The sequence below is a fragment of the Mesorhizobium ventifaucium genome, assembly GCF_935822925.1.
In the GTDB taxonomy this organism is placed as follows: domain Bacteria; phylum Pseudomonadota; class Alphaproteobacteria; order Rhizobiales; family Rhizobiaceae; genus Mesorhizobium; species Mesorhizobium ventifaucium.
Genome location: NZ_CAKXZS010000022.1, coordinates 1 through 23,491, shown reverse-complemented (window position 1 = coordinate 23,491; position 23,491 = coordinate 1). Strand labels below are relative to the sequence as shown.

General features: G+C 62.6%; 23 protein-coding genes. 8 read left to right on the top strand and 15 right to left on the bottom strand.

Annotated elements, in window-relative coordinates; translation table 11 throughout:
- Nucleotides 1-4 precede the first annotated feature (4 nt).
- From NMG70_RS17445 to NMG70_RS17425, 5 genes are read left to right on the top strand one after another with little or no spacing between them, the layout of a single operon-like run.
- Nucleotides 5-1,120, top strand: coding sequence for an ABC transporter ATP-binding protein (locus NMG70_RS17445; RefSeq protein WP_254025695.1), 1,116 nt, complete (start codon nt 5-7; stop codon nt 1,118-1,120).
- Entirely contained in the window at nt 1,120-2,622 is a 1,503-nt protein-coding gene (locus NMG70_RS17440; RefSeq protein WP_254025694.1) for a GMC oxidoreductase, read from the top strand. Before NMG70_RS17445 ends, NMG70_RS17440 begins: the two co-directional genes overlap by 1 nt.
- The gene (locus tag NMG70_RS17435; RefSeq protein WP_254025693.1) at nt 2,619-3,380 is read left to right on the top strand and encodes a 3-ketoacyl-ACP reductase; all 762 of its coding nucleotides are present in this window, start codon (nt 2,619-2,621) and stop codon (nt 3,378-3,380) included. The genes NMG70_RS17440 and NMG70_RS17435 overlap by 4 nt, the downstream gene beginning before the upstream one ends.
- A gap of 12 nt (nt 3,381-3,392) precedes the next feature.
- Nucleotides 3,393-5,021 (top strand): GMC family oxidoreductase, encoded by a 1,629-nt coding sequence (locus NMG70_RS17430; protein WP_254025692.1) that lies wholly within the window; start codon nt 3,393-3,395, stop codon nt 5,019-5,021.
- A gap of 10 nt (nt 5,022-5,031) precedes the next feature.
- Nucleotides 5,032-5,346, top strand: coding sequence for a Dabb family protein (locus NMG70_RS17425; RefSeq protein WP_254025691.1), 315 nt, complete (start codon nt 5,032-5,034; stop codon nt 5,344-5,346).
- A gap of 1 nt (nt 5,347) precedes the next feature.
- Here the strand turns inward: NMG70_RS17425 and NMG70_RS17420 are convergent, their stop codons facing one another.
- The 3 genes from NMG70_RS17420 to NMG70_RS17410 form a co-directional block, all read right to left on the bottom strand.
- Entirely contained in the window at nt 5,348-6,193 is an 846-nt protein-coding gene (locus NMG70_RS17420) for an EamA family transporter (protein ID WP_254025690.1), read from the bottom strand.
- 7 nt (nt 6,194-6,200) lie between these two features.
- Nucleotides 6,201-7,115 carry an endonuclease/exonuclease/phosphatase family protein gene (locus NMG70_RS17415; RefSeq protein ID WP_254025689.1) on the bottom strand — a complete coding sequence of 305 codons (915 nt, stop codon included), beginning with the start codon at nt 7,113-7,115 and terminating at the stop codon, nt 6,201-6,203.
- Between the two features lie 91 nt (nt 7,116-7,206).
- Nucleotides 7,207-8,757, bottom strand: a complete 1,551-nt coding sequence (locus NMG70_RS17410) for a cation:proton antiporter (RefSeq protein WP_254025688.1) — start codon at nt 8,755-8,757, stop codon at nt 7,207-7,209.
- Nucleotides 8,758-8,878: 121 nt separating this feature from the next.
- Here NMG70_RS17410 and NMG70_RS17405 point away from each other — a divergent pair, with 121 nt between their 5' ends.
- Together NMG70_RS17405 and NMG70_RS17400 are read left to right on the top strand one after the other, a co-directional pair.
- On the top strand, nt 8,879-9,505 hold the full coding sequence (locus NMG70_RS17405; protein WP_254025687.1) for a glutathione S-transferase family protein: 627 nt from the start codon (nt 8,879-8,881) through the stop codon (nt 9,503-9,505).
- Between the two features lie 79 nt (nt 9,506-9,584).
- Nucleotides 9,585-10,025 carry a hypothetical protein gene (locus tag NMG70_RS17400; RefSeq protein WP_254025686.1) on the top strand — a complete coding sequence of 147 codons (441 nt, stop codon included), beginning with the start codon at nt 9,585-9,587 and terminating at the stop codon, nt 10,023-10,025.
- Between the two features lie 159 nt (nt 10,026-10,184).
- On the opposite strand, the gene NMG70_RS17395 is transcribed toward NMG70_RS17400, so the two are convergent.
- The 11 genes from NMG70_RS17395 to NMG70_RS17345 form a co-directional block, all read right to left on the bottom strand.
- Nucleotides 10,185-11,249 (bottom strand): ABC transporter ATP-binding protein, encoded by a 1,065-nt coding sequence (locus tag NMG70_RS17395; RefSeq protein WP_254025685.1) that lies wholly within the window; start codon nt 11,247-11,249, stop codon nt 10,185-10,187.
- A gap of 29 nt (nt 11,250-11,278) precedes the next feature.
- Complete coding sequence (locus NMG70_RS17390) at nt 11,279-12,073, bottom strand: ABC transporter permease (RefSeq protein ID WP_254025684.1); 795 nt, start codon at nt 12,071-12,073, stop codon at nt 11,279-11,281.
- Entirely contained in the window at nt 12,070-12,978 is a 909-nt protein-coding gene (locus NMG70_RS17385; protein WP_254025683.1) for an ABC transporter permease, read from the bottom strand. Before NMG70_RS17385 ends, NMG70_RS17390 begins: the two co-directional genes overlap by 4 nt.
- Before the next feature lie 57 nt (nt 12,979-13,035).
- Entirely contained in the window at nt 13,036-14,142 is a 1,107-nt protein-coding gene (locus NMG70_RS17380; protein ID WP_254025682.1) for an ABC transporter substrate-binding protein, read from the bottom strand.
- 243 nt (nt 14,143-14,385) lie between these two features.
- Nucleotides 14,386-15,558 carry an iron-containing alcohol dehydrogenase gene (locus NMG70_RS17375; RefSeq protein ID WP_254025681.1) on the bottom strand — a complete coding sequence of 391 codons (1,173 nt, stop codon included), beginning with the start codon at nt 15,556-15,558 and terminating at the stop codon, nt 14,386-14,388.
- A gap of 18 nt (nt 15,559-15,576) precedes the next feature.
- A complete protein-coding gene (locus NMG70_RS17370) occupies nt 15,577-17,016 on the bottom strand; it encodes an aldehyde dehydrogenase family protein (protein WP_254025680.1) in 1,440 nt (479 codons plus the stop codon).
- Complete coding sequence (locus tag NMG70_RS17365; RefSeq protein WP_254025679.1) at nt 16,994-17,410, bottom strand: type II toxin-antitoxin system VapC family toxin; 417 nt, start codon at nt 17,408-17,410, stop codon at nt 16,994-16,996. The genes NMG70_RS17370 and NMG70_RS17365 overlap by 23 nt, the downstream gene beginning before the upstream one ends.
- Entirely contained in the window at nt 17,407-17,862 is a 456-nt protein-coding gene (locus NMG70_RS17360) for a DUF7662 domain-containing protein (RefSeq protein ID WP_254025678.1), read from the bottom strand. Before NMG70_RS17360 ends, NMG70_RS17365 begins: the two co-directional genes overlap by 4 nt.
- Before the next feature lie 57 nt (nt 17,863-17,919).
- The gene (locus tag NMG70_RS17355) at nt 17,920-19,290 is read right to left on the bottom strand and encodes a glutamine synthetase family protein (protein WP_254025677.1); all 1,371 of its coding nucleotides are present in this window, start codon (nt 19,288-19,290) and stop codon (nt 17,920-17,922) included.
- 97 nt (nt 19,291-19,387) lie between these two features.
- Nucleotides 19,388-20,950 carry an amino acid permease gene (locus tag NMG70_RS17350; RefSeq protein ID WP_254025676.1) on the bottom strand — a complete coding sequence of 521 codons (1,563 nt, stop codon included), beginning with the start codon at nt 20,948-20,950 and terminating at the stop codon, nt 19,388-19,390.
- Between the two features lie 20 nt (nt 20,951-20,970).
- On the bottom strand, nt 20,971-21,789 hold the full coding sequence (locus tag NMG70_RS17345; RefSeq protein WP_254025675.1) for an N-formylglutamate amidohydrolase: 819 nt from the start codon (nt 21,787-21,789) through the stop codon (nt 20,971-20,973).
- 152 nt (nt 21,790-21,941) lie between these two features.
- Here NMG70_RS17345 and NMG70_RS17340 point away from each other — a divergent pair, with 152 nt between their 5' ends.
- Nucleotides 21,942-22,769, top strand: a complete 828-nt coding sequence (locus NMG70_RS17340; RefSeq protein WP_254025674.1) for a MurR/RpiR family transcriptional regulator — start codon at nt 21,942-21,944, stop codon at nt 22,767-22,769.
- Nucleotides 22,770-22,907: 138 nt separating this feature from the next.
- Here the strand turns inward: NMG70_RS17340 and NMG70_RS17335 are convergent, their stop codons facing one another.
- Nucleotides 22,908-23,312, bottom strand: a complete 405-nt coding sequence (locus tag NMG70_RS17335; protein WP_254025673.1) for a putative quinol monooxygenase — start codon at nt 23,310-23,312, stop codon at nt 22,908-22,910.
- Nucleotides 23,313-23,491 lie beyond the last annotated feature (179 nt).

Genomic DNA, 23,491 nt, shown 5'->3' with positions numbered 1-23,491 from the left:
TCGAATGGCTTTTCTCGAAATTGATGGGCTGAGGAAGCGGTTTGGATCGGTCGAGATCCTGAAGGGCATCGACCTCGATCTCGAAAAGGGCGGCTTCCTCGTGCTAGTCGGCCCGTCCGGCTGCGGCAAGTCGACCTTGCTCAACACCATCGCCGGCCTGGAAACCATCACCGAAGGCGAAATCCGTGTCGACGGACGCACGATCAACGATCTCCACCCCTCGAAGCGCGACATCGCCATGGTGTTCCAGAGCTACGCGCTCTATCCGAACATGACCGTCGCGGGAAACATTGCTTTCGGCATGGAGATGCGCGGCGTGCCGGCTCAGGAGCGCCAGAAGGCGATCGACAAGGTGGCGAAGGTGCTGCAGATCGGCCATCTCCTGCAGCGCAAGCCGAGCCAGCTTTCCGGCGGCCAGCGCCAGCGCGTCGCCATGGGCCGGGCGCTGGTGCGCGACCCCAAGCTCTTTCTCTTCGACGAGCCGCTCTCCAATCTCGACGCCAAGCTGCGCGTCGATATGCGCATCGAGATCAAGCGCCTGCATGCAACCACCGGCACGACTATCGTCTATGTCACCCACGACCAGATCGAGGCGATGACGCTGGCCACCAAGATCGCGGTGATGCGCGACGGCGAGGTGCAGCAGTTCGGCACGCCGGCCGAAATTTACAACAACCCGACCAACCTGTTTGTTGCCGACTTCATGGGCTCGCCGGCGATGAACCTGATTCCGGCGACGATCGGCGGCAATGGCAATGCGCTTTCCGTGGTGCTGCAGCGCGAGGCGCGCGAGCCGATCTCGCTGGCGCTGGCCGATGCGCCGACGGGCCTGTCGGCATTCCACAGCAAGCCGATCATCTTCGGCGTTCGCCCCGAGGCTCTGACTGATCCCGAAGGGGCCGAACGCAACGCCTCGAACATCGCCACCGCCGACTGTCATATCGAGGTTGTCGAGCCGGCCGGCTCCGACACCTTCGCCGTCACCAATCTCGGCGGCAAGGCGGTGGTGGCGCGCCTGCGCGCCGACGCCAACATCCAGCCGGGCACCAGCACGCCGCTCGCCTTCAACCTGACCAAGGCGGTGTTCTTCGATCCGGCGACCGAGAACCGCATCCTCTGATGACAAACCCGGACATCGTCATCATCGGCTCCGGCATCGGCGGCGCCACGATAGCTTCCGGCCTTGCCGGCAGTGGCGCCTCGATCCTGATGCTGGAGCGTGGCGAACCGCTGCCGGCGACGCCGCACACGCGCGACACGCGCGCCATCTTCGTCGACGGCCACTATCGGCCGAAGGAGATGTGGCGCGAGGCCGGCGGTGCTGCGTTCAATCCCGGCAACTACTACTATGTCGGCGGCAATTCGAAGTTCTATGGCGCCGTGCTGATCCGCTACCGCAGGGAAGACTTTTCGGAGATGGAGCACTATGGCGGCATCTCGCCGCCATGGCCGTTCTCCTATGAGGAGTTCGAGCCATGGTACTCCAGGGCCGAGCAGCTTTTTCGCGTGCGCGGCGCACTCGGCGAAGACCCGACCGAGCCGTTCCACTCGATCCCCTATGCCTTCGGGCCGGTGCCCGACGAGCCGCCGATCGCCCGCGCCCGCGCCGAACTCAAAGGCCTCGGCCTGCACCCGGCATCGCTGCCGCTCGGCGTCGACATCGATGCCTGGCTGAGAGACGGCAAGACAGGCTGGGACGCGTTTCCCAACACCGGGACCGGCAAGGTCGATGCACAATCGGGGCCGCTGACAGCGGCACTTGCCGACCGGAACATCAGGCTCGAGACCGGTGCTCATGTCGAATACCTCGAAGCCTCGTCGGATGCCACGACGATCGCAGCCGTTCACTATCGCCAGAATGGCACGCTGAAGAAAGTGACGCCGAAACTGGTCATCCTCTCGGCCGGCGCGGTGAATTCCGCCGCCATCCTGCTGCGTTCGCCGTCCCCGATCGGAAGCGGCCTTGCCAACCGCTCCGACCAGGTCGGCCGCAACTTCATGAACCACAATTCGAGCGCCATGCTGGCGATCGATCCGCGCCGCAGGAACACCTCCGTCTACCAGAAGACGCTGATGCTCAACGACTACTATCTGTCCGATGGCAAGGGCGGCAAGCCGCTCGGCAACGTCCAGCTTCTCGGCAAGATCGACGGTCATATCCTGAAGGCCAACGTCAGGCTTGCACCCAAATTCGCGCTGGACTTCATGGCCGGCCACGCCGTCGACTGGTACCTGATGTGCGAGGACCTGCCCGATCCCGAAAGCCGCATCATGGTCGACGGCAAGGACATCGTCATGCAGTGGCGGCGCTCCAACATGCAATCGCTCGAAGGGCTGACCAAGGTGATGCGCGAGAATTTCCGCGCCTGCGGCTATCCAATCGTCCTGTCGCGGCCTTTCGACAAGCGCACGCCATCGCACCAGTGCGGCACGGTCAGGATGGGCGACGATCCGGCAACCTCGCCGCTCGACCCCTTCTGCCGCTCGTTCGACCACCACAACCTGTTTGTCGTCGACGCTGGCTTTTTGCCGAACTCGGCCGCGGTCAATCCGGCGCTGTCGATCGCAGCACAGGCGCTGCGCGTCGCCGACCACATCCGCAAGACGGAGCTTGTCGCATGAGCCGCCCGGCAGCGATCGTCACCGGCGGCGCGCGCGGCATCGGCCTTGCTTGCGCCGAAGCGCTGGCCGATGCGGGCTTCGATATCCTTGTCGTGGACCTTGCCGAAAAAGCCGGCGACGGGCTTGCCGCTGACATCACCGCCCGCGGCGCGAAATTCGCCTACCATTGCGGCGACATCGCCGATCTCGACGACCATGCCGCATTGGTCGATGCCGCGACAAGCGCCTTCGGCCGCATCGACTGCCTGGTCAACAATGCCGGCATCGGCGCCCCGGTACGCGGCGACCTGCTGGAATTGAAACCGGAAAATTTCGACCGCATCCTCGCCATCAATCTGCGCGGCACCGTCTTCCTCAGCCAGGCCGTTGCCAGGGCGATGCTTGCGGCGCCGGGTGATCACCCAAAATCGATCATCACCATCACCTCGGTCAGCGCCGAAATGGCCTCGCCGGAACGTGCCGACTACTGCATCTCCAAGGCCGGGCTTTCGATGTGGGTGAAGACCCTGGCGCTGCGGCTCGCTCCCGAAAATATCGGTGTGTTCGAGGTGCGGCCGGGCATCATCCACACCGACATGACCGCAGGGGTAACCGCCAAATACGACGCGCTGATCGACGGCGGGCTGGTGCCGGCCAAGCGCTGGGGCGAAGCCGCCGATGTCGGCGCCGCCATAGCGGCACTCGCCGGCGGCAAGCTCGGCTTTTCGACCGGCTCGATCATCAATGTCGACGGCGCGCTGTCGGTGCCGAGACTGTGAACAGGTGACGCCATGACCGACTACATCATCGTCGGCGCCGGCCCGGCCGGCTGCGTGCTGGCCAACCGGCTGAGCGAAGAGCCATCGAATTCAGTGCTGCTGCTCGAGGCCGGCGGCAAGGACTGGCACCCGCTGATCCACATGCCGGCCGGTTTCGCCAAGATGACCAAGGGCATCGCCGCCTGGGGCTGGTCGACCGTGCCGCAAAAGCACATGAAGGACCGCGTCTTCCGGTACACGCAGGCCAAGGTGATCGGCGGCGGCTCCTCCATCAACGCTCAGATCTACACGCGCGGCAATGCTCGCGACTACGACGCCTGGGAGAAGCAAGAAGGCCTTGCCGGCTGGGGCTATCGCGACGTTCTGCCCTATTTCAAGCGGGCCGAGAACAACCAGCGCTACGCCAACGATTTTCACGGCGACCAAGGTCCGCTCGGCGTGTCGAACCCGATTGCGCCGCTGCCGATCTGCGAGGCTTATTTCCGCGCCGGACAGGAGATGGGCATTCCCTTCAATCCGGACTTCAACGGGGTAGCCCAAGAAGGCGTCGGTTATTACCAATTGACGCAGAAGGACGCGAGACGCTCCTCCGCCTCGGTCGCCTATCTCAGGCCGATCCGCGAGCGCAAGAACCTGACCGTCAGGACAGATGTGCTGGTCACGCGCATCGTCATCGACAAGGGCCGCGCCACTGGCGTCGAGATCGTCGACAGGCCGGGCGGCCAACCGACGATCCTGCGCGCCGAGCGCGAAGTGATCGTCTCGTCCGGCGCCATCGGCTCGCCGAAGCTCTTGATGCAATCGGGCATCGGCCCGGCCGACCATCTTAAGTCGGTCGGCGTGACGCCGGTGCACGATCTGCCCGGCGTCGGCTCCAACCTGCAGGACCATCTCGACCTGTTCGTCATTGCCGAATGCACCGGCGACCACACCTACGACAACTACGCCAAGCTGCACCGGACGGTGTGGGCCGGCCTGCAGTACCTGCTGTTGAAAAAAGGCCCGGTTGCCTCCAGCCTGTTCGAGACCGGCGGCTTCTGGTACGCCGACCCGACCGCCGCCTCGCCCGACATCCAGCTGCATCTCGGCCTCGGCTCCGGCATCGAGGCCGGCGTCGAAAAACTGAAAAATCCGGGCGTGACGCTGAATACGGCGTTCCTGCGCCCGCGTTCGCGCGGCACGGTGCGGCTGAACGGCGCCGACCCGGCCGACCATCCACTGATCGATCCGAATTACTGGTCCGACCCCTACGATCGCGACATGTCGATCAAGGGGCTCAGGCTGGCGCGCGAGATCATCCGGCAGAAGGCGCTGGCCCCCTTCGTACTGCGTGAGGTGTTGCCGGGACCGACACTCACCAGCGACGACGAGCTGTTCGACTATGCCTGTCGCAGTTCCAAGACCGACCACCACCCCGTCGGCACCTGCCGCATGGGCCATGACGCGATGAGCGTGGTGACGCCCGATCTCAGGCTGCGCGGCATCGAGGGTCTGCGTGTCTGCGATGCTTCGGTGATGCCGCGCATCCCCTCCTCCAACACCAATGCGCCAACCATCATGGTCGGCGAAAAAGGCGCCGATCTGATCCTTGGCCGCGACCCACTGCCGCCGGCCGTGTTTTCCACCAACCAAGCCGCATGAGATTCCAAGAATGATCAGGCACTGTGTTTTCGCTCGATTCCGCAATGACGTCACCGACGACGAGCGCGCGGCAATCCATGCCGACCTTGAGGCGCTGCGGCGGGTGATCGGCGGTATGGGCAAGGTCGAATTCAGCGCCAACACCAGCCCAGAGCCGTTCGCGCGCGGCTTCACGCACGGCTTCACCATCGACTTCCGCGATACCGCCGCACGCGACGCCTATCTGGAGCATGAGGCTCACAGCCGAGCCGGCGCTCGGCTGGTCGCAGCGCTTGAAGGCGGAACCGACGGGCTGATGGTGTTCGACCTCGAGATAGGCGCTTAGCCTATCCAAGCCTCAGCGCGACGACGCCGGCAACAATGCTGAGCACGGCGGCACCGCGCCAGGCGGTCATCTTCTCGCCGAGCGCAAACACCGAGATCATCATGGCGAACAGGATCGACGTTTCGCGCAGCGCCGCGACCGAGGCGATCGGCGCCTTGGTCATCGCCCACATCACAATCCAGTAGGCGGCGCCGCTGAGCACGCCGGTGTAGACGCCCGCCTTCCAGTCGCGCGCCAGCACCGGCAAAGCCTTCGGTCCGCGGAATATCAGGCACAGCACCAGCGCCCACAGCGCATCGCAGACGAACAGCCATGCCGCATAGCTCGACGCCGTCGCGGCCAGCCGCGCGCCGCTGCCGTCGGACAGCGTATAGCCGGCGATGAAGATCGAGGTGCCAAGCGCAAAGCCGACCGCGCGCAGGTTCAGCCTTTGCAGATGCGCGCCGCCGCGAAACGACAAAACCAGCGTCCCGGCCGACAAGAGAACAATGCCGAGGATGGCGAGCGGCGCCGGAACTTCGGCGACGACCACGATGCCGCCAAGTGCAGCCAGCAGCGGTGCGGTGCCGCGGGCCAGCGGATAGGTCTGGGCGAAATCGCCGGCCTTGTAGGCGCCGATCAGGAACGTCCTGTAGCCCATATGGAAGATCACCGAGGCGATGATATAGGGCCACACTTCCGCATTTGGCACCTCGACGAAAGGCAGCGCCAGAAGCGCCACGGCGCCCATGCCGAGCGTCATCAGCGTGATCGACAGGAAGCGGTCGAGATGGACCTTGACCAGCGCGTTCCAGATCGCGTGCATGGCGGCGGCGGCGAGCACGGCGAAGAAGACGAACAAGGTCATCGGCGGCTCATGCGCCTTCGGTCCCCGTCGCGAACGGCGTTTCCAGGTCGATGTCGACCGGCAGCGGAAAATGGTCGGAGGCGATTTCGCCGATATCGGCACTGGCCGAGCGCACGCGGTCGGCAAACATTCCGCCGACGAAGCAGTGGTCGAGCCGTCGTTTTGTCGGCCTGCCGTCGATGGTCGTCACATGCGTGTGGAAGTCCGCCGTCGGTTCTCTGGCGACGGCGGCGGCATCGACAAAACCGCCGAGATAGGCAGCACGGCGATGGTACGGCGTGCTGCCGACGATGCGCCGGTATTCGGCGCTGCCCGGCTCCATGTTGAAATCGCCCATCCAGATCGCCGCCAGCGGGTTTTCCGGCTCCGGCCCACCATTGCTCCAGTTGCGCACAGGTTCGTCATCGGCGCCGCTCCACGGGCCGCCGTCGGACGGCGCCCGGCGATGCTCGGCGAGCAAATAATCGATCTGCTCCAGCCGCTCTTCGGCGGCGATATGCGCCAGATGCAGCGAAAGCACCCGCACCGGACCGGCGGGGGTGCGGATCATGCATTCGAGTGCTGCGTTGCGGGTGTTGAGCGGACGCACGGTGCGGCGCAGCGGCAGCGTGTGCAGGCGCGACCAGGCGATCGGCAGCTTCGACAGGAGCATGGTGCCGAATTGCCGCCGCCGGTTGACGATGCGGCCGTCACGCCGCTCGCTGGCGTCCATGTCGAAGGCCGGCCCATAAACCCAGTAGTATTCGGGCAGTAGCCGGGAAAGTATCTCCGGCTGGTCGTCCTCGTTGCTGCGCAGCCAGTGCCGTTCCACCTCCTGCAAGGCGATGATGTCGGCGCCGGCCACGACGCGTGCAGCGCGCGCGAGATCGTAGCGGCCGTCGCCGCCGAACCCGTACTGGATGTTGTAGCTGACCAGCTTCATTGCTTATCCGGCTCATTTCCTGATGGCAGTAGCCGTTGGGCTGATTTGGCGCAATGTGCAGCCAGATAGACAGAGCTTGGGCCAGGCAGCGCTAAGTCGTCAGCGGCTGGAATCGTCCGGGCGGAGAAGCGGCCAGTTCCGACCAGTCGATTTCCTCCTCCAGGCGATGATACGCTTCGTCGCCGATCGTCCCGTCGATGCGCAGCTGCTCCAGCGCGTCGCGCTGGCTCTTGATGGCATAGAGGCGCAACCTGTCGTACTCGGTCGCAGCCTGGGCGTCCTCCGGGTTTTCAGCGATCGTGCGCTGCGCGGCAAATTGCTCGCGAACCACGGCCGCGGCATTCGATGTCTTGCCGCTCAACACGTCCAGCGCGGCCTGCATGATGGCGACGCGTGCCTGCGCGACCTCTCGGTCGACAGTTTCGTCGGGATCGAGACGAAGCAGGCGCAGCAGCGGCTTCAGGCTGATGCCTTGCAGCACCAGGGTGCCGAGGACGACCGAGAAAGCGGCGAGCACGATCGGGTCGCGGCCGGGAAAGTCAGCCGGCAAGGCAAACGCTGCCGCAAGCGTGACCAGGCCGCGCATGCCGCACCAGCCGATCAGCACGCCGCCGCGGAACGACGGGGCTTCGGCCTGCCGGTCCGCGTCACCGAAGCTGGCAAGCCACCTCATGATCGCGCCGCATCCCAACACCCAGACGAGACGCGAGACGATGACGACAGCCAGCACGGCCGCGGCGAAGACGAACGCTTCGACCTGTCCCTGCTCGGCCAGCCGGCCGACGATCGACCGTGCCTGAAGTCCCATCAGGACGAAGGCAAGCACGTTGAGCACGAACACCGCCGTCTCCCAGACCGAGTAGGAGCTGACGCGATTTCGGGCCGGCATGCGGCGCGGCGCGGTTCGCGCGATGGTCATGGCATAGACCACGATCGTTATGATGGCGGAGAGCCCGATCCTGTCGGCCAGGATCCAGACGCCGAACGTTCCGGCGAATTGCACCACCGTGCCGCTTGCCGGTTCTCTGATGCGGCTGAGGGTGACGAGAGACAACCGGCCGAGCACGTAACCAGCAGCGAGGCTGCCGACCGTCGACAGCAAGATCATCGGAACCGCGCTGCTCAGCAGGATAGAGCCGGCAGCTGCCGAAACCGCCATACGGTAGATCAGCAGTGCCGTGGCGTCGTTGAGCAGGCTTTCGCCTTGCAGGATCGCGGTGACGCGGTGCGGCACCTTGAACTGTCCAAGCACGGCCGACGCCGCGACGGCATCGGGCGGCGCCACGATCGCGCCAAGGGCAATAGCCGCAGCGATCGGCAGGCCTGCCATTGTCCAGCCGACGAGCGCCACGGCAGCAGTCGTGAAAACGACGGCGCCCAGAGCCAGCAGGACGAGCGGCAGCCTGTAGCGATTGAGGTCGCGCAGCGACGTATCGTAGGCCGCGTCAAGAAGCACCGGCGCGATGAACAAGGCGAGCGCCAGTTCGGGATCGATCTCGATGGTCGGCGCAAACGGCAAAAAGGCGATGCCCGCGCCGGCCAACGCCAGCAAGGAGGGATAAGGAATCTGGAGACGCCGCGACAACGCCGTCAGCGCGACGGCGATCAGCAGAAGAATAAGGGTCAGCTCGAAAAGCGCCATGCCTCATCGTAGCGGTGAAATCCGGCTGTTGGCAGAGGCAAAGCAGCAAGATGCTGTTAATTGGCGCCGCTCAGATGCCGGCAGTATGTCCGGATCCGGTTTCGGCATGTAAGCTCCGGTTATGATCCTCATTGGTCAATATGACTCGCCCTTCGTTCGTCGCGTCGGCATCGCGCTCACCCTGTACGGTCTGCCGTATGAGCATCGTCCCTGGTCGACTTTCAGCGATGCGGACAAGATCCGGCCCTACAATCCGCTGACGCGGGTGCCGACCCTGGTGCTGGACAATGGCGAGGTGCTGATCGAGAGCCACCTCATGCTGGACCACCTGGACGGCCTCGTTGCAGCCGAGCGAAGGATGTTTCCAACCAGCGAGCCGGCGCGCCACCAGGCGCTGAAGATCGCTGGTCTGGCCACCGGGCTGGGCGACAAGGCGGCCAGCCTGTTCTACGAGAGGCTGCTGCACGAGACAGTCTCCGATCTCTGGGTCGAACGCTGCCGCAAGCAGATACGGGGAGCCATGGCTGCGCTGGAAGCCGATCGCAGCACAAGGCCTGAGACCTACTGGTTCGGCGATCGGATCGGCCATGCCGACATCGCAGTTGCCGCCGTGCTGCGCTTCATCGGCGAGGCGCATCCGGGGCTTGTGTCGCTAACCGGCTTTCCAGCGTTGGAAGCCCATGCCGCGCGGATGGAAGCGCTGCCTGTCTTTAAGGCGATTTCGCAACCGTTCATCGCGCCAGCTTGACCTGTCGAAGACATCGGTCGTTAACTACCAAGCGCAGAATTCAAATCTCTATTCCAGTTCAGCCGCGCAGGAGCTCCCCGTGCCAAGACTATTCATAGCATTGTGCGCATTGATACTGTTCCCGCCCATGGCCACGGCCTCCGCGCTGTACGACGAATTGGCGGCGGCAAAGATCAAACTTTTGGGGACTCCCAGAGCTGGGCCAGGGATGGGACTCTGGGCGCAGCAGACGAACGAGAGATTGCTCGCTGCCATAGAAGGGAAATGGTTCGATCTTGGATATTCTGACCTGACCAGCGAAGACGGTATGAAGAAATACTGCCTCGAATATGGAGTGTCCTTCAAGAAATTGACCGATTATTCCTTCGAAATGATCTCACAGATCCGCCCTCCCCGGGCGAAGCAACCGATCCACAAAGAATATATCTTCAGAACAGGAATGACCTACAACTTCCGATGGAACGTCCAACAGCAAATGGACGTGCAAGGGACATTAGGAGGAACGGCAAACAGATTCTGAGATACGCCAACGGCACAAGCGCACTGATGATGACGACACCCAACACGCTGTTCGAGGTCGATTTCGATCTCGGAATACCTTTCCTATGGGGCCGCTGCCCCGCCGAATAGATCGGCGGCTTGATTTGCCCCTGGTTATCCCAGCCGCTGTCTGCCGCTTTTAATGCAGCACCAGCATGTCGCCCGACGAGAAGGAAATCTCGGCCTTCTCGCCCACAGCGGGCGGCGGGGTGGCCGGGCTGTTGAACGTGTCGAGCGATACCGTGCTGCCGCCAATGCCGACGCGGACCCGGATGACCGAGCCGAGGAAGTGCACTTCGGTGATCTCGCCCGAAAGACTGGAGTCGCGGCCGGGATGGCGGCCGAGCGAAATCGCCTCGGGCCGCAGCGCCAGCGACAGCGTGTCGCCGGACTTGGAGCCGTTCAGCTTTCCCTGCAGCGAGACCTCTTGCGAATTGACGCGCACCTTGCCCGAGGCTGCATCGGTGACGGTGCCTTCGAGCACGTTCAGCGTGCCGACGAAATTGGCGACGAACTTGGTCGCCGGCCGGTTGTAGATCTCGAACGGCGTGCCGACCTGCTCGGCCTTGCCGCCATACATGACGGCGATGCGGTCGGAGATCGACAGCGCCTCTTCCTGGTCGTGGGTGACGAAGACAGTGGTGATGCCGAGCTTCTTCTGGATCGAGCGGATTTCCTCGCGCAGCGACACGCGTACCTTGGCGTCGAGCGCCGACAGCGGCTCGTCGAGCAGCAGGAGCTTCGGCTTCGGCGCAATCGCTCGCGCCAGCGCGATACGCTGCTGCTGGCCGCCGGAGAGCTGATAAGGATAGCGGTCGCCCATCTGCGGCAGCTTGATGAGGTCGAGCATCTCGGCAACGCGCCTGTCGGCATCGGCCTTTGGCATGCCCGCGACCTTCAGCCCGAAGCCGATGTTCTGCGCCACGGTCAGGTTCGGAAACAGCGCGTAGGCCTGGAACACCATGCCGACGTTGCGCTGGTTGGGCTTGAGCCGGGTGATGTCCTTGCCGGCCACCACGATCTTGCCGGCGCTCGGCTCCTCGAAGCCGGCGACCATGCGCAGCACCGTCGTCTTGCCGCAGCCCGATGGCCCGAGGAAGGAGACGAATTCGCCCGGCTCGACGTCGAGGTTGAAATCCTGGACGACGGTGGTGGTGCCGAAGGATTTTCGAACCTGCTGGATGGAGAGGAATGGCTCGGCCATGGCTTTTCTTTCGCTCGGTACTTTTTCGATCAGTTTGGCCGGTTCGCCGATCGCGGCGCAAAACGCGACAGGATCTGGATCAGCGACATGCAGCCCCAGGTGATGGCGAACGAAATGAGCGCCAGTGCCGACGGCTCATAGGCACTGTTGGCGCCGATGTTCTGCAGATAGGGGCCGAAGGCCGGGCGATTCAGCAGCGACGCCATCGTGAACTCGCCGATGACGATGGCAAAACTCAGGAACGCGCCGGACAAGACGGCGATCAGCACGTTCGGCAGGATGATGCGGGCGATGATGGTGGTCCAGCCGGCGCCGAGGATTTGTGCGGCTTCGGTGAGCGTTCTGACGTCGATGGTCCTGAGACCGGTATCGACCGCCCGGTACATATAGGGTAACGCCAACGTCGTATAGCCGATGACCAGCAGAGCATCGGTGCCGCGCGCTGTCGCCAAAAAAGGCAGCGTTGAATTCGAACCGAACATTCTGATGTAGCCGAAGACGATGACGATGGCGGGGATAACCAGCGGCAGCAGGGTTATGAACTCTACCACCGGCCGCAGATGCGGTAGCCGCAGCCGTATCCAGTAGGCCGTCGGGACGACGAGGAGCACGCCCAAAAGAATGGTAAAGACCGCCACAACGACGGAATAGGTAAATGTCGTCTGGAAATTCGGATCTCCGAAGACCGAGCGGTAGGCGTCAAAGGAGTATTCCCCTCGCCGCTTACGCAAGGAGAATTCAAAGGTCGCCAAAAGCGGCAGGACAAAATAAGTGGTTCCCACGCCAAAAACCAGCCAAGCCCAAAAACGGCTGCCTTGCTTCATTTCAGCCACCGTTCGGCTCGCCGTTGGAACAAGATGTAGAAGAGATTGGCCAGGCCGGTGATGACGATCATGCCGAATGCAAGCGCATAACCTAGATTCGGATTGTAAAGCACGTCGCCACGAATCTGCGCGAACAGCTGGATGGGCACGATGTTGAGTGACGGCCCCGTCAGGGCATAGGCCGTTGCGACCGCGCCGAACGCGTTGGCAAAGAGGAGGACCGTCGTACCGAGAAAGCTCGGCCATAACACCGGGATGACCACCATGCGCCAATATTGCCAATTGGTTGCCCCGAGCGTGGCGGCAGCTTCGCCCCATTCCTTCTTCAACCCATCGACCGCCGGCGTGATGATGACGATCATCAATGGAATCTGGAAATAGAGGTAGGTGAGGATCAGGCCCCAAAACGAAAAGATACTGAAGCCGAGCGAATAGATGTTAATGCCGAAAATGTCTCGCAACAGGATCGTCGCCACTCCGAGCCGACCTAGAGTCGCGATGAACGAGAATGCCAGCGGTACGCCGGCAAAATTCGAGGCGACGCCCGAGAAGGTCAAGGTTGCCGAGCGCAGCCACGGCGGCAAGCCTCCGCGAACCACTGCCACCGCCATTGCCAAGCCGATCAAGGCGCCAAGGACCGCAGAGACAAAGCTGATCTGAATGGATACCCAATAGGCGGCTGCGAGCTTGGGTTGCGACAACGCTATGATGTTGTCGAGCGTATAGTCGCCGGCTGCATTTTTGAACGCGCCCGCGATCAGCCCTATCGTGGGCAGGATCAGAAAGAGCAGCGCGAAAACGAAGAACGGAGCTACGCCTAACCAATGCAGTGGCAGCCGAAGGCGGCTGATCTCCGGCGCGCCAGGGCTGACGCGGGCTGTCTCGGACACTATGGAGTCTGCCATGGACTTCCCGAAGTTGGCATAGGGCGCCGGCCAGCGAACCGGCCGGCGCCCTATGAATTACTTCACGACGGCGCCAACGATGGCGTCCCAGTTCGTGCTGATTTCCTTCTTGGCGGCGTTCTGCTCCTCCAAGGTTGGGAAGATCGCTTTCTCGTAGTTCTCGGCGGCCGGCAGCTTGTCCAGCATCTCCTTCGGGATCACGCCCTTCTTGGCGAGGTCATTGAAGCGGATCGGGTGGCAGTAGCCCTTCAGCCAGCCGAGCTGGCCTTCGTCCGAGTAGAGATACTCCATCCACAGCTTGGCGGCGTTCGGATGCGGCGCATAGGCGCTGATCGCCTGTACGTAGACGCCAGCGACAACCGCTGCCTTTGGCACGACGATTTCGATTTCCGGATTGCCGGCCATCTTGTCGCGCATGGCGAGCAGGTTGTAGTCCCAGTTCATCACGATCGGTGTCGTGCCCTGGGCGACAGCTGCCGCTTCACCGTCGACCGGCACGAAGTTGCCGGCATCGTTGAGCTGCTTGAAGAACTGCAGACCCTTGGCGGCGGCATCCTGGCCGCCGCTACCGCCAGCCGCGAGGCCCGAAGCGTAAACCGACATGACGGCGTTGTTCGACGAACGCGGGTCACCGGCAAGCGCCACCGAGTTGGCATATTCCGGCTTCAGCAGGTCGGCCCAGTCCTGTGGTGCGTTCTGCACGACGGCCTTGTTCACGCCGAAGGCGAGCACGCCGTAATAGTCGCCGTACCAGTAGCCGTCGGCATCCTTGGCGCTGTCAGGGATCGTATCCCAGGTCGACACCTTGTAGGGTTGGATCAGACCGTCGGCCTTGGCGGACGGGCCAAAAGACAGGCCGACGTCGATGACATCAGGCGCCTGCGGGCCCTTATTGTCCTTGTTGGCCTTGATCGCCTCGATCTCATCGCCGGAGCCGGCATCGGGATTGAGCTCGTTGACGGTGATTTCCGGATACTTCGCCTTGAAGCCGGCGATGACGTCGCCATAGCCGCACCAGCTGTGCGGCAGCGCGATGGTGGTGAGCTGGCCTTCCGCCTTGGCGGCGGCGATCAGTTCATCCATGGACTGCGCCGACGAGATGGCAGTGGTCGCCATCAGGGCGACGGCCGTAAGGGAAAGCACTTTCCCCGTGAATTTGAACATGTGTTCTCTCCGTTGAACTGACGCCGTTGGACGCCTGCGATGCGGTATCGTTTTCGTGTGACAGCCCGATGAAAGCTTTGTGAAAGCGATGCCCTGCAGTACGAAAAAGTAAACTCTTTTTGACCGGCTGTAGCAATCGCTCCGCGATTATTTTTCCGGCTAACGAATTTCGGTCTTACCTTTCATCCCTTCCCCTTTCTTTGCCCTCAATTTCCAGATCAATTTTCGGCGCGAAAAACCGTCTCAGACGGTGCCGGCAATGGCATTGTCGAGCAGCGTCAGCGCCGCCTTCCTGGTCAGCTTGACCGGGTTGCCGCCGGCGGTCGGATCGACCACCGCCATGTCGGCGATCAGGCCCTTGCGCTTCTTGTCCATGTCGAGCCCCTTGATCAGGCCCGGCAGCGCGTGCGGCACCTTCAATTCCTTGCGCAGCTTGATGACGGCCTTGGCGAAGCCGTCGAAGCCGCCCTTGATGCCGCAATAAGCCGCGAGCCGGGCGATGCGCGCCTCGATGGCGTCGCGGTTGAAGGCCAGCACATAAGGCATGAACACGGCGTTGGTCATGCCGTGATGGGTGTCGTAGAGCGCGCCGATCGGATGCGACAGCGAGTGGATGGCGCCCAGCCCTTTCTGGAAGGCGGCAGCGCCCATCGCGGCCGCGCTCATCATATGGGCGCGGGCGACAAGATCCTTGCCGTTGGCGAAGGCCTTCGGCAGGTTCTCGAAGACGAGCCGCACGCCTTCGACAGCGATGCCGTCGGCCATCGGATGATAGCCCGGCGCGCAATAGGCCTCGAGGCAGTGAGCAAGCGCGTCCATGCCGGTGCCGGCGGTGATGAAGCCGGGCATACCGACCGACAGTTCCGGATCGGCGATGACGATCGCCGGCAAAAGCTTCGGATGGAAGATCACCTTCTTGGTGTGGGTCGCTTCATTGGTGATGACGCCGGCGCGGCCGACTTCCGAGCCGGTGCCGGCCGTGGTCGGCACGGCGATGATCGGTGCGATCGCATCGGCGTTGGCGCGCGTCCACCAGTCGCCGATATCCTCAAAGTCCCAGACCGGCCGCGTCTGGCCGGCCTGAAAGGCGATCAGTTTGCCGAGGTCGAGCGCCGAGCCGCCGCCGAAGGCGATGACACCGTCATGCCTGCCCTTGTTGAACACGGCAATGCCGGCGGTCAGGTTGGAGTCCACCGGGTTCGGCTTGACCTCGGAAAACACGCCATAGGGGACCTTGGCGTCATCGAGGATCTTCAACGTCGAGGCGACCACCGGAAGCTTCGCCAGCCCCGGATCGGTGACGAACAGCGGCCGCTTGATGCCGGTGGCATCAAGCACATCAGGCAATTCCTTGATGCGCCCCGCGCCGAAGCGCACGGTTGTCGGATAGTTCCATTTGGAAATCAATTTTGTCATTTCTGTCTTTCGAAAAAATCAGATGGCTTCACGCAGATGATATGATTTCGGCCTCGTCAGATTGTCGTAGCCGATGGCCGACAGCGCCGCGCCCTTGCCGGTGTCCTTGACGCCGGTCCAGACCAGCGCCGGATCGAGATAGTCGCAGCGGTTCATGAACACGGTGCCGGTCTCGACGCGATCACCGATCGCCGCCGCATGCTCGGTGTCGCGCGTCCAGATCGAGGCCGTCAGCCCGTAGGGGCTGTCGTTCATCAACGCGATCGCCTCTTCGTCGTTGCGCACCTTCATGATGCCGACGATCGGCCCAAAACTTTCCTCGCGCATGACGCTCATCTGGTGATCGACCCCGGTCAGCACTTCGGGCGCCAGATAGGGCGAACCCGGCTCGTCGTCCGCCAGCTTCATGTTGATGTGCGCCCTAGCGCCCTTGCGCAGCGCCTCGGCCTTTTGCTCGCGGATCAGGTCGGCAAAGCTCGCCTGGGCCATCGGCCCCATCGTCGTCGCCTGGTCGAGCGGATTGCCGACGACATAGTTCCTGGTTTCGGCGACGAAGCCTTCGACGAACTCGTCAAAAACCTTCTCGTGGACATAGACGCGCTCGATGCCGCAGCAGCACTGACCGGAATTGTAGAAGGCGCCGTCGACCAGATTGGCGACGGCATGGTCCATCTTGGCGTCGGCCAGGACATAGGCCGGATCCTTGCCGCCGAGTTCGAGGCCGAGCGTCATGAAGGTCCCCGCTGCCGCCTTTTCGATGGCGCGGCCGCCGGCAACCGAGCCGGTGAAATTGACATGGTCGATCTTGCCCGAGCCGAGCAGTTTTTCGGTCTGCGCATGGTTCATGACGAGGTTCTGGAACAGACCCTTGGGCAGGTCTGCTTTGTCGAACGCCTGTTGAAAGCGTTCGCCGACCAGTAGCGTCTGCGCCGCATGCTTGAGGATGACGGCGCTGCCGGCCATCAGCGCCGGCACGATCGTGTTGACGGCGGTGAGATAGGGATAGTTCCACGGCGCGATCACCAGGACCACGCCGAGCGGCACCTTCTTCACATAGCGGCGAAACCCGTCCTTCGGATTGGAGGCCATCACCGGCTTGAGTGCCGCTTCGGCGATCTCGACCATGTAGCTGGTGCGTTCCCTGACGCCGCCGAACTCGCCGCCATAGCGCACCGGACGGCCCATCTGCCAGGCGATCTCCGGCACGATCTCGTCGGTCATGGCGACCAGCGCTTCCAGCATGGCAAGCATGTACTTGCCGCGCTCGACGATCGGCGTCTCAGCCCATCTCTCCTGCGCCGCCTTGGCGCGCTCGACCGCGGCATTGATCGCCTGGTCCGTGGCGATGGGCCGTTCGGCATAGATCGAACCATCGATGGGGGATTTGAGTTTTACGGTTTCCAAGTGGGCGACTCCATGTATCGAAGGCAAAGCGTCAGCAGGCAAGGGCGCGAACATGCCCGGCTCTTGCATAATCCAGTATTGACTGATCGCGCGTCACGAGCGTCAAATCGAACGCCCGCGCTGTCGCGATCAATATCCTATCCGCAGGATCGCCGTGGAGCGATCCAGGCAAGAAAGACGATTCAATCAACAATTCCGGCGAAAGAGCCTCGACCTTGATGCCTGGCGTGGCGATCACTTCCCCAAAAATGCTTGCTGGCGACTTTGCTGCCGCCAACCGGCCCTTGGCGCTCAGCAGGCCCAACTCCCAGGCCGAAATGGGGGAAACCCGGACCTTCTCGTCAACAGCCGCGGCGCTGTTGATAGCAATCTTGGCTTCCGGCGTGATTGGCTCGTTCAGCGCTATCCATATGATCGCGCAAGTGTCGAGCAGCAGCCTGTGCGTCACGGCAGCACGTCAGGCTCAAAGGCCGGCCTCGTGTAATCATGTCCTTGGAGAAGCGTGACCTTGCCTGTCCATATGCCGAAAAGGGGATGGTCGGTATTTCCCTGCGGAAGTTCGTAGCTGGCCTGCGCTGGTTCCGCCATTCCCGAACGGGTCTTGTCTGTGGTAGCCATATTCGGCTTTCGATAACCTTCGGGCCATCCCTCCAGTTTGAAATCCACCCGCTCGTTCGCAAGATCGACACGAGACGACCGGTAGTTTGCGCGCAACCAGGCGCGCGCCTGGCTGTGCCCGCTCGGGCTGTTCGCCCACCATTCCTCCCGCTGTCGTGCCGACGGCGGCAAGCGGCCACCGATAACTTGCTCGATCTCTGCAAAGCTCATCGACATCTGGCCCTGGCCCGAGAACAGGAGATGCTCGAAAAGCGGATGGTATTTTGTTCCTTCGGTCATCATACAAACTAGTTCAAGCCGCATTTTTGGTCAAGGTATAGATAGTATCTTACTATCTTTCTAATAACGCTCGAACCCCCTGTGCAGTTCCCAGTCGGTAATGCGGCGGTCGTATTCGAACTGCTCCCAGTGCGCCGTATGGACATAATGCTCGAGCACGCCGTCGCCGAGCGCCTGCTTCAGCATCTCCGATTTCGCCAGCGTCTCGGTGGCATCACGCAGGGTCTTCGGAATTTCCGGCAGCTGCGAGGCTTGATAGGCATCGCCAACGAAGGGTTTTTGCAGTTCAAGCTTTTCGTCGATGCCGGCAAGGCCGGCCGCGATCAGCGCGGCGAAGGCGAGATAGGGGTTCAGATCGGCGCCGCCGATGCGGCATTCCATGCGGATGCCCTTGGTGCCCTCACCGCACAGGCGGAAACCGGCGGTGCGGTTGTCCTCGCTCCACATGATCTTGGTCGGCGCGAAGGTGCCGGCCTGAAAGCGCTTGTAGGAGTTGACGTAGGGCGCCAGGAACCAGGTGAATTCCCTGGCGTATTTGAGTTGGCCCGCCGCCCATTGCTGGCCGAGCGTCGACAGCGTCCAGTCGGCCTCTTTGTCGTAGAAAAGCGGCGTCTCGCCGTCGGCGCTCCACAGCGAATTGTGGATATGGCTGGAATTGCCGGCCAGCCCGTAATTGTACTTGGCCATGAACGAGATCGCCTTGCCTTCGGACTCGGCGATTTCCCTGGCGCCGTTCTTCAGGATGACGTGGCGGTCGGCCATCTCGAGCGCCTCGGCATAGCGGACGTTGATTTCTTCCTGGCCCGGACCCCACTCGCCCTTGGAGTTCTCGATCGGAATGCCGGCCGCTTGCATCTCGTTGCGCAGCCGGCGCATGACGCCTTCTTCCTTGGTGGTGATGCCGATCTGGTAATCGCCGATATAGGGCGAGGCTGTGTCGAGGCCCTGCCAGTGCTTCTTGCGGGCGGAATCGTAGGTTTCGCTGAACAGATAGAATTCGAGCTCGGAGGCGAAATAGCCGATATAGCCGCGTTCGGTCAGCCGCTTGACCTGCTTCTTCAGGATGGCGCGCGGCGAATGCGGCAGGTCGTCATGGCTGTGGTGGTCGAGCACGTCGCAGATCACCAGCGCCGTCTTTTCCAGCCATGGAATGCGCCGCAGCGTCGACAGGTCCGGCTTCATGACGAAGTCGCCATAGCCTTTCGACCAGCTCGCCGCCCTGTAGCCGGGCACCGGTTCCATATCGATGTCGGCGGCCAGGAGATAGTTGCAGCCATGCGTCTCGTCATGGGCGGAATCGACGAAATACTGTGCCAGGAACCGCTTTCCCGCCAGCCGCCCCTGCATGTCGACAATGCAGGCCAGCACCGTGTCGACCTCCCCGCTGGAGACCGCCTTCTTCAACTGATCGAACGAAAAATTTCCGGCCATTCCTTTGGCACTCCAACGCTTGTCGTTTCGGGCTTGTCGCCTTGAAGATGTAGAAAGCCATGACCGGCAAGGCGCCGGCCATGGCAATGGAGAGGTGTCAGGCGCCGGCTTCGCCGACGGCCACCTCGGCTGCCCTGATCGCCGCCTGACGCTTGGCAATCTGGTCGCCGATCGGCGGCCCCTTGAAGCGGCGGTTCTCAAAGCCGAACCAAAGCACGGCGGTCAGCACAATGAAGCCCAGGGTGATATAGAGCACCTTGTCGTTTGGCGGCTGGATGGCGATGTAGAAGATGATCACCATGCCGACGACCGAAAGGATGCAAAACAGCTTGAACAGCCCGGCGCCGAGATTCCACGGGCCGGGATTCGGCCATTTCTCGGTTCCGAACGCCATCATGCCGAGTACGATCGGAATGATGAAGGACAGGAACAGGAACACCAATGTCGAATTGACGACGATGGTATAGATGTTCGTGCCACCGATCGAAATGAACTGGGCAAGAAAGACATAGATGATCTCGAGGATCGCAGCCGTCCAGATGGCGTTGACCGGCGTGCGCCAGATCGGGCTGACTTTGGCTAGCGAGGCCGAGCCGACCGGCATGCCACCGTCACGCGAGAAGGCGAAAAGCATGCGCGAGGCAGAGGTAACCGTTGCGAGACCGCAGAGGAACTGCGCGATCAGGATGGCCAGATAGAGCAGCGTCTTCAACCACGACGGCAAGATCGCGTCCATCGTCGCGAAGAACACGCCCCAGCCCTGCTTGGCGCCGGCCGCCAGATCGGGGATCGCCAGCACGATCGCGCATAGCATCACCCAGCCGATCAGCGATGACCAGAGCACCGACGAAACGATCGCCCGCGGAACCGAGTGCGCTGCCTTCAACGTTTCTTCCGATGTATGCGCCGACGCGTCATAACCAGTGATGGTGTAAACCGGCAGCAGCAGGCAAAGCAGGAAGAGATACCCCATGGAATCGGACTGCGGGAAAACGCCGCCGCCTGCATCACCCGAATAGTTCGTGAACGTCCACAACCGTGTGATGTCGATCGCTGGAGCAAATATCAGGCAAGCGACGATCAGCACGGCTGTCGTTGCCAGGATCAGGAAGCCGGAGGCGTCCGTGAGCATAGCCGTCAACTTGATGCCGAAATGGTTGAGCAGCGCCTGCAACACGGTGATGAAGGCGACAAACCCGACGATCTCGCCAGGCGTACCAGTCATGCCGAAGGCTCCGCCGAAAGTGCCGACGAAGAAGAACGCGGTGCCGATGTTGATCGCGCCGAGCACGGTGATCAGGCCAAGCAGGTTGAGCCAGGCGGTGAGCCAGCCGGTGAAGCGGTTCCCTAGAATGGACGCCCAATGATAGAGGCCGCCTGCGGTCGGAAACGCAGAGGCGATCTGGGCCATGGCGAGCGCGAAAAATCCCGAAACCATGCACCCGACGATCCAGCCGATGCCGGCGCCAGCGCCGCCGATCGACGACGTGGCTTGCGCGAAGGAATTGATGCCACCCGACAGGATGCAGATGATCGAGAACGAGATGGCGAAATTCGAGAAGCGGCTCATGCTTCGCGACAGTTCCTGGGCATAGCCCATGCCGTGGAGGACATTCAGGTCCTCCTTCTTGTCGACTTCAGTGTAGTCTTGCGCTGACATTTTTTGTCCCCTTCTGGTTCTTAGCTGGCCGATTGTACTGACTTTCCCACTGCGCTTGGTCGGGAGCTCCTGGCCTCCCCGGGCTCGAGATCGGAAAAAATACCCGTGAGCAGATCCGCCCATTTCCGCTGCCCGGCTTCGTCGGATATTTCGTCGTTGCGGATTTCGATCATCGCGCAGGGTAGCCCCCGCGGGCGCGCGTGCCGTTCCAGCGTGAAATAGACGCGGTCGGCCGGCGAATAGGGTTCGTTGACGCCGACGGTGACGCCGGCGAGCCGCTGCAGCGCGGTGACAAGCGGCGCTGCCAGCCGACGATCCTCGTCATGGATGACGCCGATGTGCCAGGGCCGGCTCTCGCCGTTGTAGACCGGGTTGAAGGAATGGATTGAAACCAGCCGCGTCTCCAGCCCGCGCGCCAGCCTTTTGTCGATGATATCAGCGACCGCATCGTGGAAAGGTTGCCAGGACAGAGCGATGCGCGCGGCGCGCTGCTTTTGCGACAGGCCGGCATTGCCCGGAATGGTTGTGATCTCGCTGACCGGCGGCACCAGGTCCGGCGCATCCAGTGGCCGGTTGCAGTCGATGACAAGGCGCGAAATGCGGGTCTCGACCAGCGTCGCGTCAAGCGCCGCGGCCATGCGGAGGGCCACCGGGAGCGCGCCGGGGTCCCAGGCGATGTGGCGAGAAAGCTCTTCGGCAGCAAGGCCGAGCGTTCCAAATTCCGGCGGCAGGAAGTTGGAGGCGTGGTCGCAGGTCAGCACGAAAGGGCTCGATCCGCCGGGGTTCGTCACCCCTACGGTTTCAGGCGATGCAAGGCTGGCGGGCCGTGCTGTCTCCATTGTCCTGCAGTCCCCGGGGAGTGCTGTATCGTATGTTACGTATTTTGTCTCATTGCGTCCCTGCGGATGATTTCATACAGTTTGTCGGGCTTTGTCAAACGCGATTTCGGGTCAAGTGCGATTTCGGCAAAAACTGCCACGGGTGGGGAAAGATGATTTCGAGCATTGCCGAACTGATCTCGGACCGCATCGGCATGATGCCGGCGGGCGAACGCCGCGCAGCGCAAACGCTGATCGCCAATTACCCGCTGATCGGCCTGAAGACGGTCGCCGAGTTCTCGGCTGCCGCCGGCGTCTCCTCGCCGACCATCCTGCGTTTCGTCGCCCGGCTCGGCTTCCAGAACTACCCGGAATTCCAGTCGGCGCTGCAGGACGAACTGGCGGCGCAATTGCAGTCGCCGGCGTCTCGGACGCTAAACCCGCCATCGCCGAACGGCGGCGCGGTGTCGCCGATGCTGGAGGCAACGCTCGACAATATGCGCGAGACGTTCAGGCACCTGTCCGACAAGCAGCTTGCCGACATCGTCGCAAAGCTTGCCGATCGGCGCGGCAAAACCTTCCTGATCGGCGGCCGCTTCACCGATCCGCTGGCGCGCTACATGGCCGCTCACCTCGCCATCGTCCAGCCCAATGTCTTTCACCTCGCCGGACAGGAAAGCGTCTGGCGCGACCGGCTGATCGACATGGGCAAGCGTGACGTGCTGGTGATCTTCGACATCAGGCGCTACCAGGACAGCCTGGTCCGCTTCGCTGAGACGGCGCATCAGCGCGGCGTGCAGATCGTGCTGTTCACCGACCAGTGGCTGTCGCCGATCGCCCGCTTCGCCCGCCATGTCATCGCCGGGCGCACCGCCGTGCCCTCGGCCTGGGATTCCTCGGCGGCCCTTTTCGTGGTTGCCGAAACGCTGATCGGCGCCGTCACCCGGCAGCTTGAGGCCGACGGCGCCAAACGCATCCGCGAGCTGGAAAACCTGCGGTAGGGACGCGGCCTGAACCCGACCGCCTGATCGCTTCCGCGCCGGCGGCTTGAACCGGGACTTGCGGCGTGGGACTCTGGCACTTCTTCCGTTACGAACGTGCTTATCTAGTTCAGCGCGGCCGCCCAAGATACACGGACGTCACCGTGGCTTCACGCTGAGCTGAACGGGCACGGTCTCGATCAATTTGCGCGACAGGATCATCGACTGCGTCGTCGCGACATACTTCTTGAAGTGCGGCGATGCGATATGCGCCCGATACGCTTCCTCGCTGGCGTAGACCTCGAAGAACCGAAGACTGTTCGGCTTGTCCTTCTCGGCCACCGAGTAGATGGCCAGCACGCCGGGTTCGAGATCGATGGCGTCTTCCATCTCTTCCTTGACAGCGGCCTTGTAGGCGTCGAGCTGGGCCGGATCGATTACCAATTCGGCAACGCGGACCACTGTCTCATCGCGCTCCTGCGCTTGAACGGCACTTTTCTCGCCACCCATGATCAACGCTCCGACAAGCAATACAGCTTTGACATAATACCTATTCTTGAACATCCCTATTACCTTAGGGACGCGCCGCATCTGCATGGCGGCGCGGCCAAACGACTGGAACCATTCGGCCCCGGCTGCTGGTTCCATCAGCGAAGAACGGAAACCGCCGAGCAAGCGGAAGCCGCCATCGTACAGCCTCCTTGCAGAACTTCAACTCGACCGCGGCAGGCTCCAAACGCAAA

Excerpts from the sequence above, each read along its gene's own strand:
- NMG70_RS17445 (WP_254025695.1), top strand. The coding sequence starts at position 5 with ATGGCTTTTCTCGAAATTGATGGGCTGAGGAAGCGGTTTGGATCGGTC.
- NMG70_RS17440 (WP_254025694.1), top strand. The coding sequence starts at position 1,120 with ATGACAAACCCGGACATCGTCATCATCGGCTCCGGCATCGGCGGCGCC.
- NMG70_RS17435 (WP_254025693.1), top strand. The coding sequence starts at position 2,619 with ATGAGCCGCCCGGCAGCGATCGTCACCGGCGGCGCGCGCGGCATCGGC.
- NMG70_RS17430 (WP_254025692.1), top strand. The coding sequence starts at position 3,393 with ATGACCGACTACATCATCGTCGGCGCCGGCCCGGCCGGCTGCGTGCTG.
- NMG70_RS17425 (WP_254025691.1), top strand. The coding sequence starts at position 5,032 with ATGATCAGGCACTGTGTTTTCGCTCGATTCCGCAATGACGTCACCGAC.
- NMG70_RS17420 (WP_254025690.1), bottom strand. The coding sequence starts at position 6,193 with ATGACCTTGTTCGTCTTCTTCGCCGTGCTCGCCGCCGCCGCCATGCAC.
- NMG70_RS17415 (WP_254025689.1), bottom strand. The coding sequence starts at position 7,115 with ATGAAGCTGGTCAGCTACAACATCCAGTACGGGTTCGGCGGCGACGGC.
- NMG70_RS17410 (WP_254025688.1), bottom strand. The coding sequence starts at position 8,757 with ATGGCGCTTTTCGAGCTGACCCTTATTCTTCTGCTGATCGCCGTCGCG.
- NMG70_RS17405 (WP_254025687.1), top strand. The coding sequence starts at position 8,879 with ATGATCCTCATTGGTCAATATGACTCGCCCTTCGTTCGTCGCGTCGGC.
- NMG70_RS17395 (WP_254025685.1), bottom strand. The coding sequence starts at position 11,249 with ATGGCCGAGCCATTCCTCTCCATCCAGCAGGTTCGAAAATCCTTCGGC.
- NMG70_RS17390 (WP_254025684.1), bottom strand. The coding sequence starts at position 12,073 with ATGAAGCAAGGCAGCCGTTTTTGGGCTTGGCTGGTTTTTGGCGTGGGA.
- NMG70_RS17385 (WP_254025683.1), bottom strand. The coding sequence starts at position 12,978 with ATGGCAGACTCCATAGTGTCCGAGACAGCCCGCGTCAGCCCTGGCGCG.
- NMG70_RS17380 (WP_254025682.1), bottom strand. The coding sequence starts at position 14,142 with ATGTTCAAATTCACGGGGAAAGTGCTTTCCCTTACGGCCGTCGCCCTG.
- NMG70_RS17375 (WP_254025681.1), bottom strand. The coding sequence starts at position 15,558 with ATGACAAAATTGATTTCCAAATGGAACTATCCGACAACCGTGCGCTTC.
- NMG70_RS17370 (WP_254025680.1), bottom strand. The coding sequence starts at position 17,016 with ATGTTCGCGCCCTTGCCTGCTGACGCTTTGCCTTCGATACATGGAGTC.
- NMG70_RS17360 (WP_254025678.1), bottom strand. The coding sequence starts at position 17,862 with ATGATGACCGAAGGAACAAAATACCATCCGCTTTTCGAGCATCTCCTG.
- NMG70_RS17355 (WP_254025677.1), bottom strand. The coding sequence starts at position 19,290 with ATGGCCGGAAATTTTTCGTTCGATCAGTTGAAGAAGGCGGTCTCCAGC.
- NMG70_RS17350 (WP_254025676.1), bottom strand. The coding sequence starts at position 20,950 with ATGTCAGCGCAAGACTACACTGAAGTCGACAAGAAGGAGGACCTGAAT.
- NMG70_RS17345 (WP_254025675.1), bottom strand. The coding sequence starts at position 21,789 with ATGGAGACAGCACGGCCCGCCAGCCTTGCATCGCCTGAAACCGTAGGG.
- NMG70_RS17340 (WP_254025674.1), top strand. The coding sequence starts at position 21,942 with ATGATTTCGAGCATTGCCGAACTGATCTCGGACCGCATCGGCATGATG.
- NMG70_RS17335 (WP_254025673.1), bottom strand. The coding sequence starts at position 23,312 with ATGTTCAAGAATAGGTATTATGTCAAAGCTGTATTGCTTGTCGGAGCG.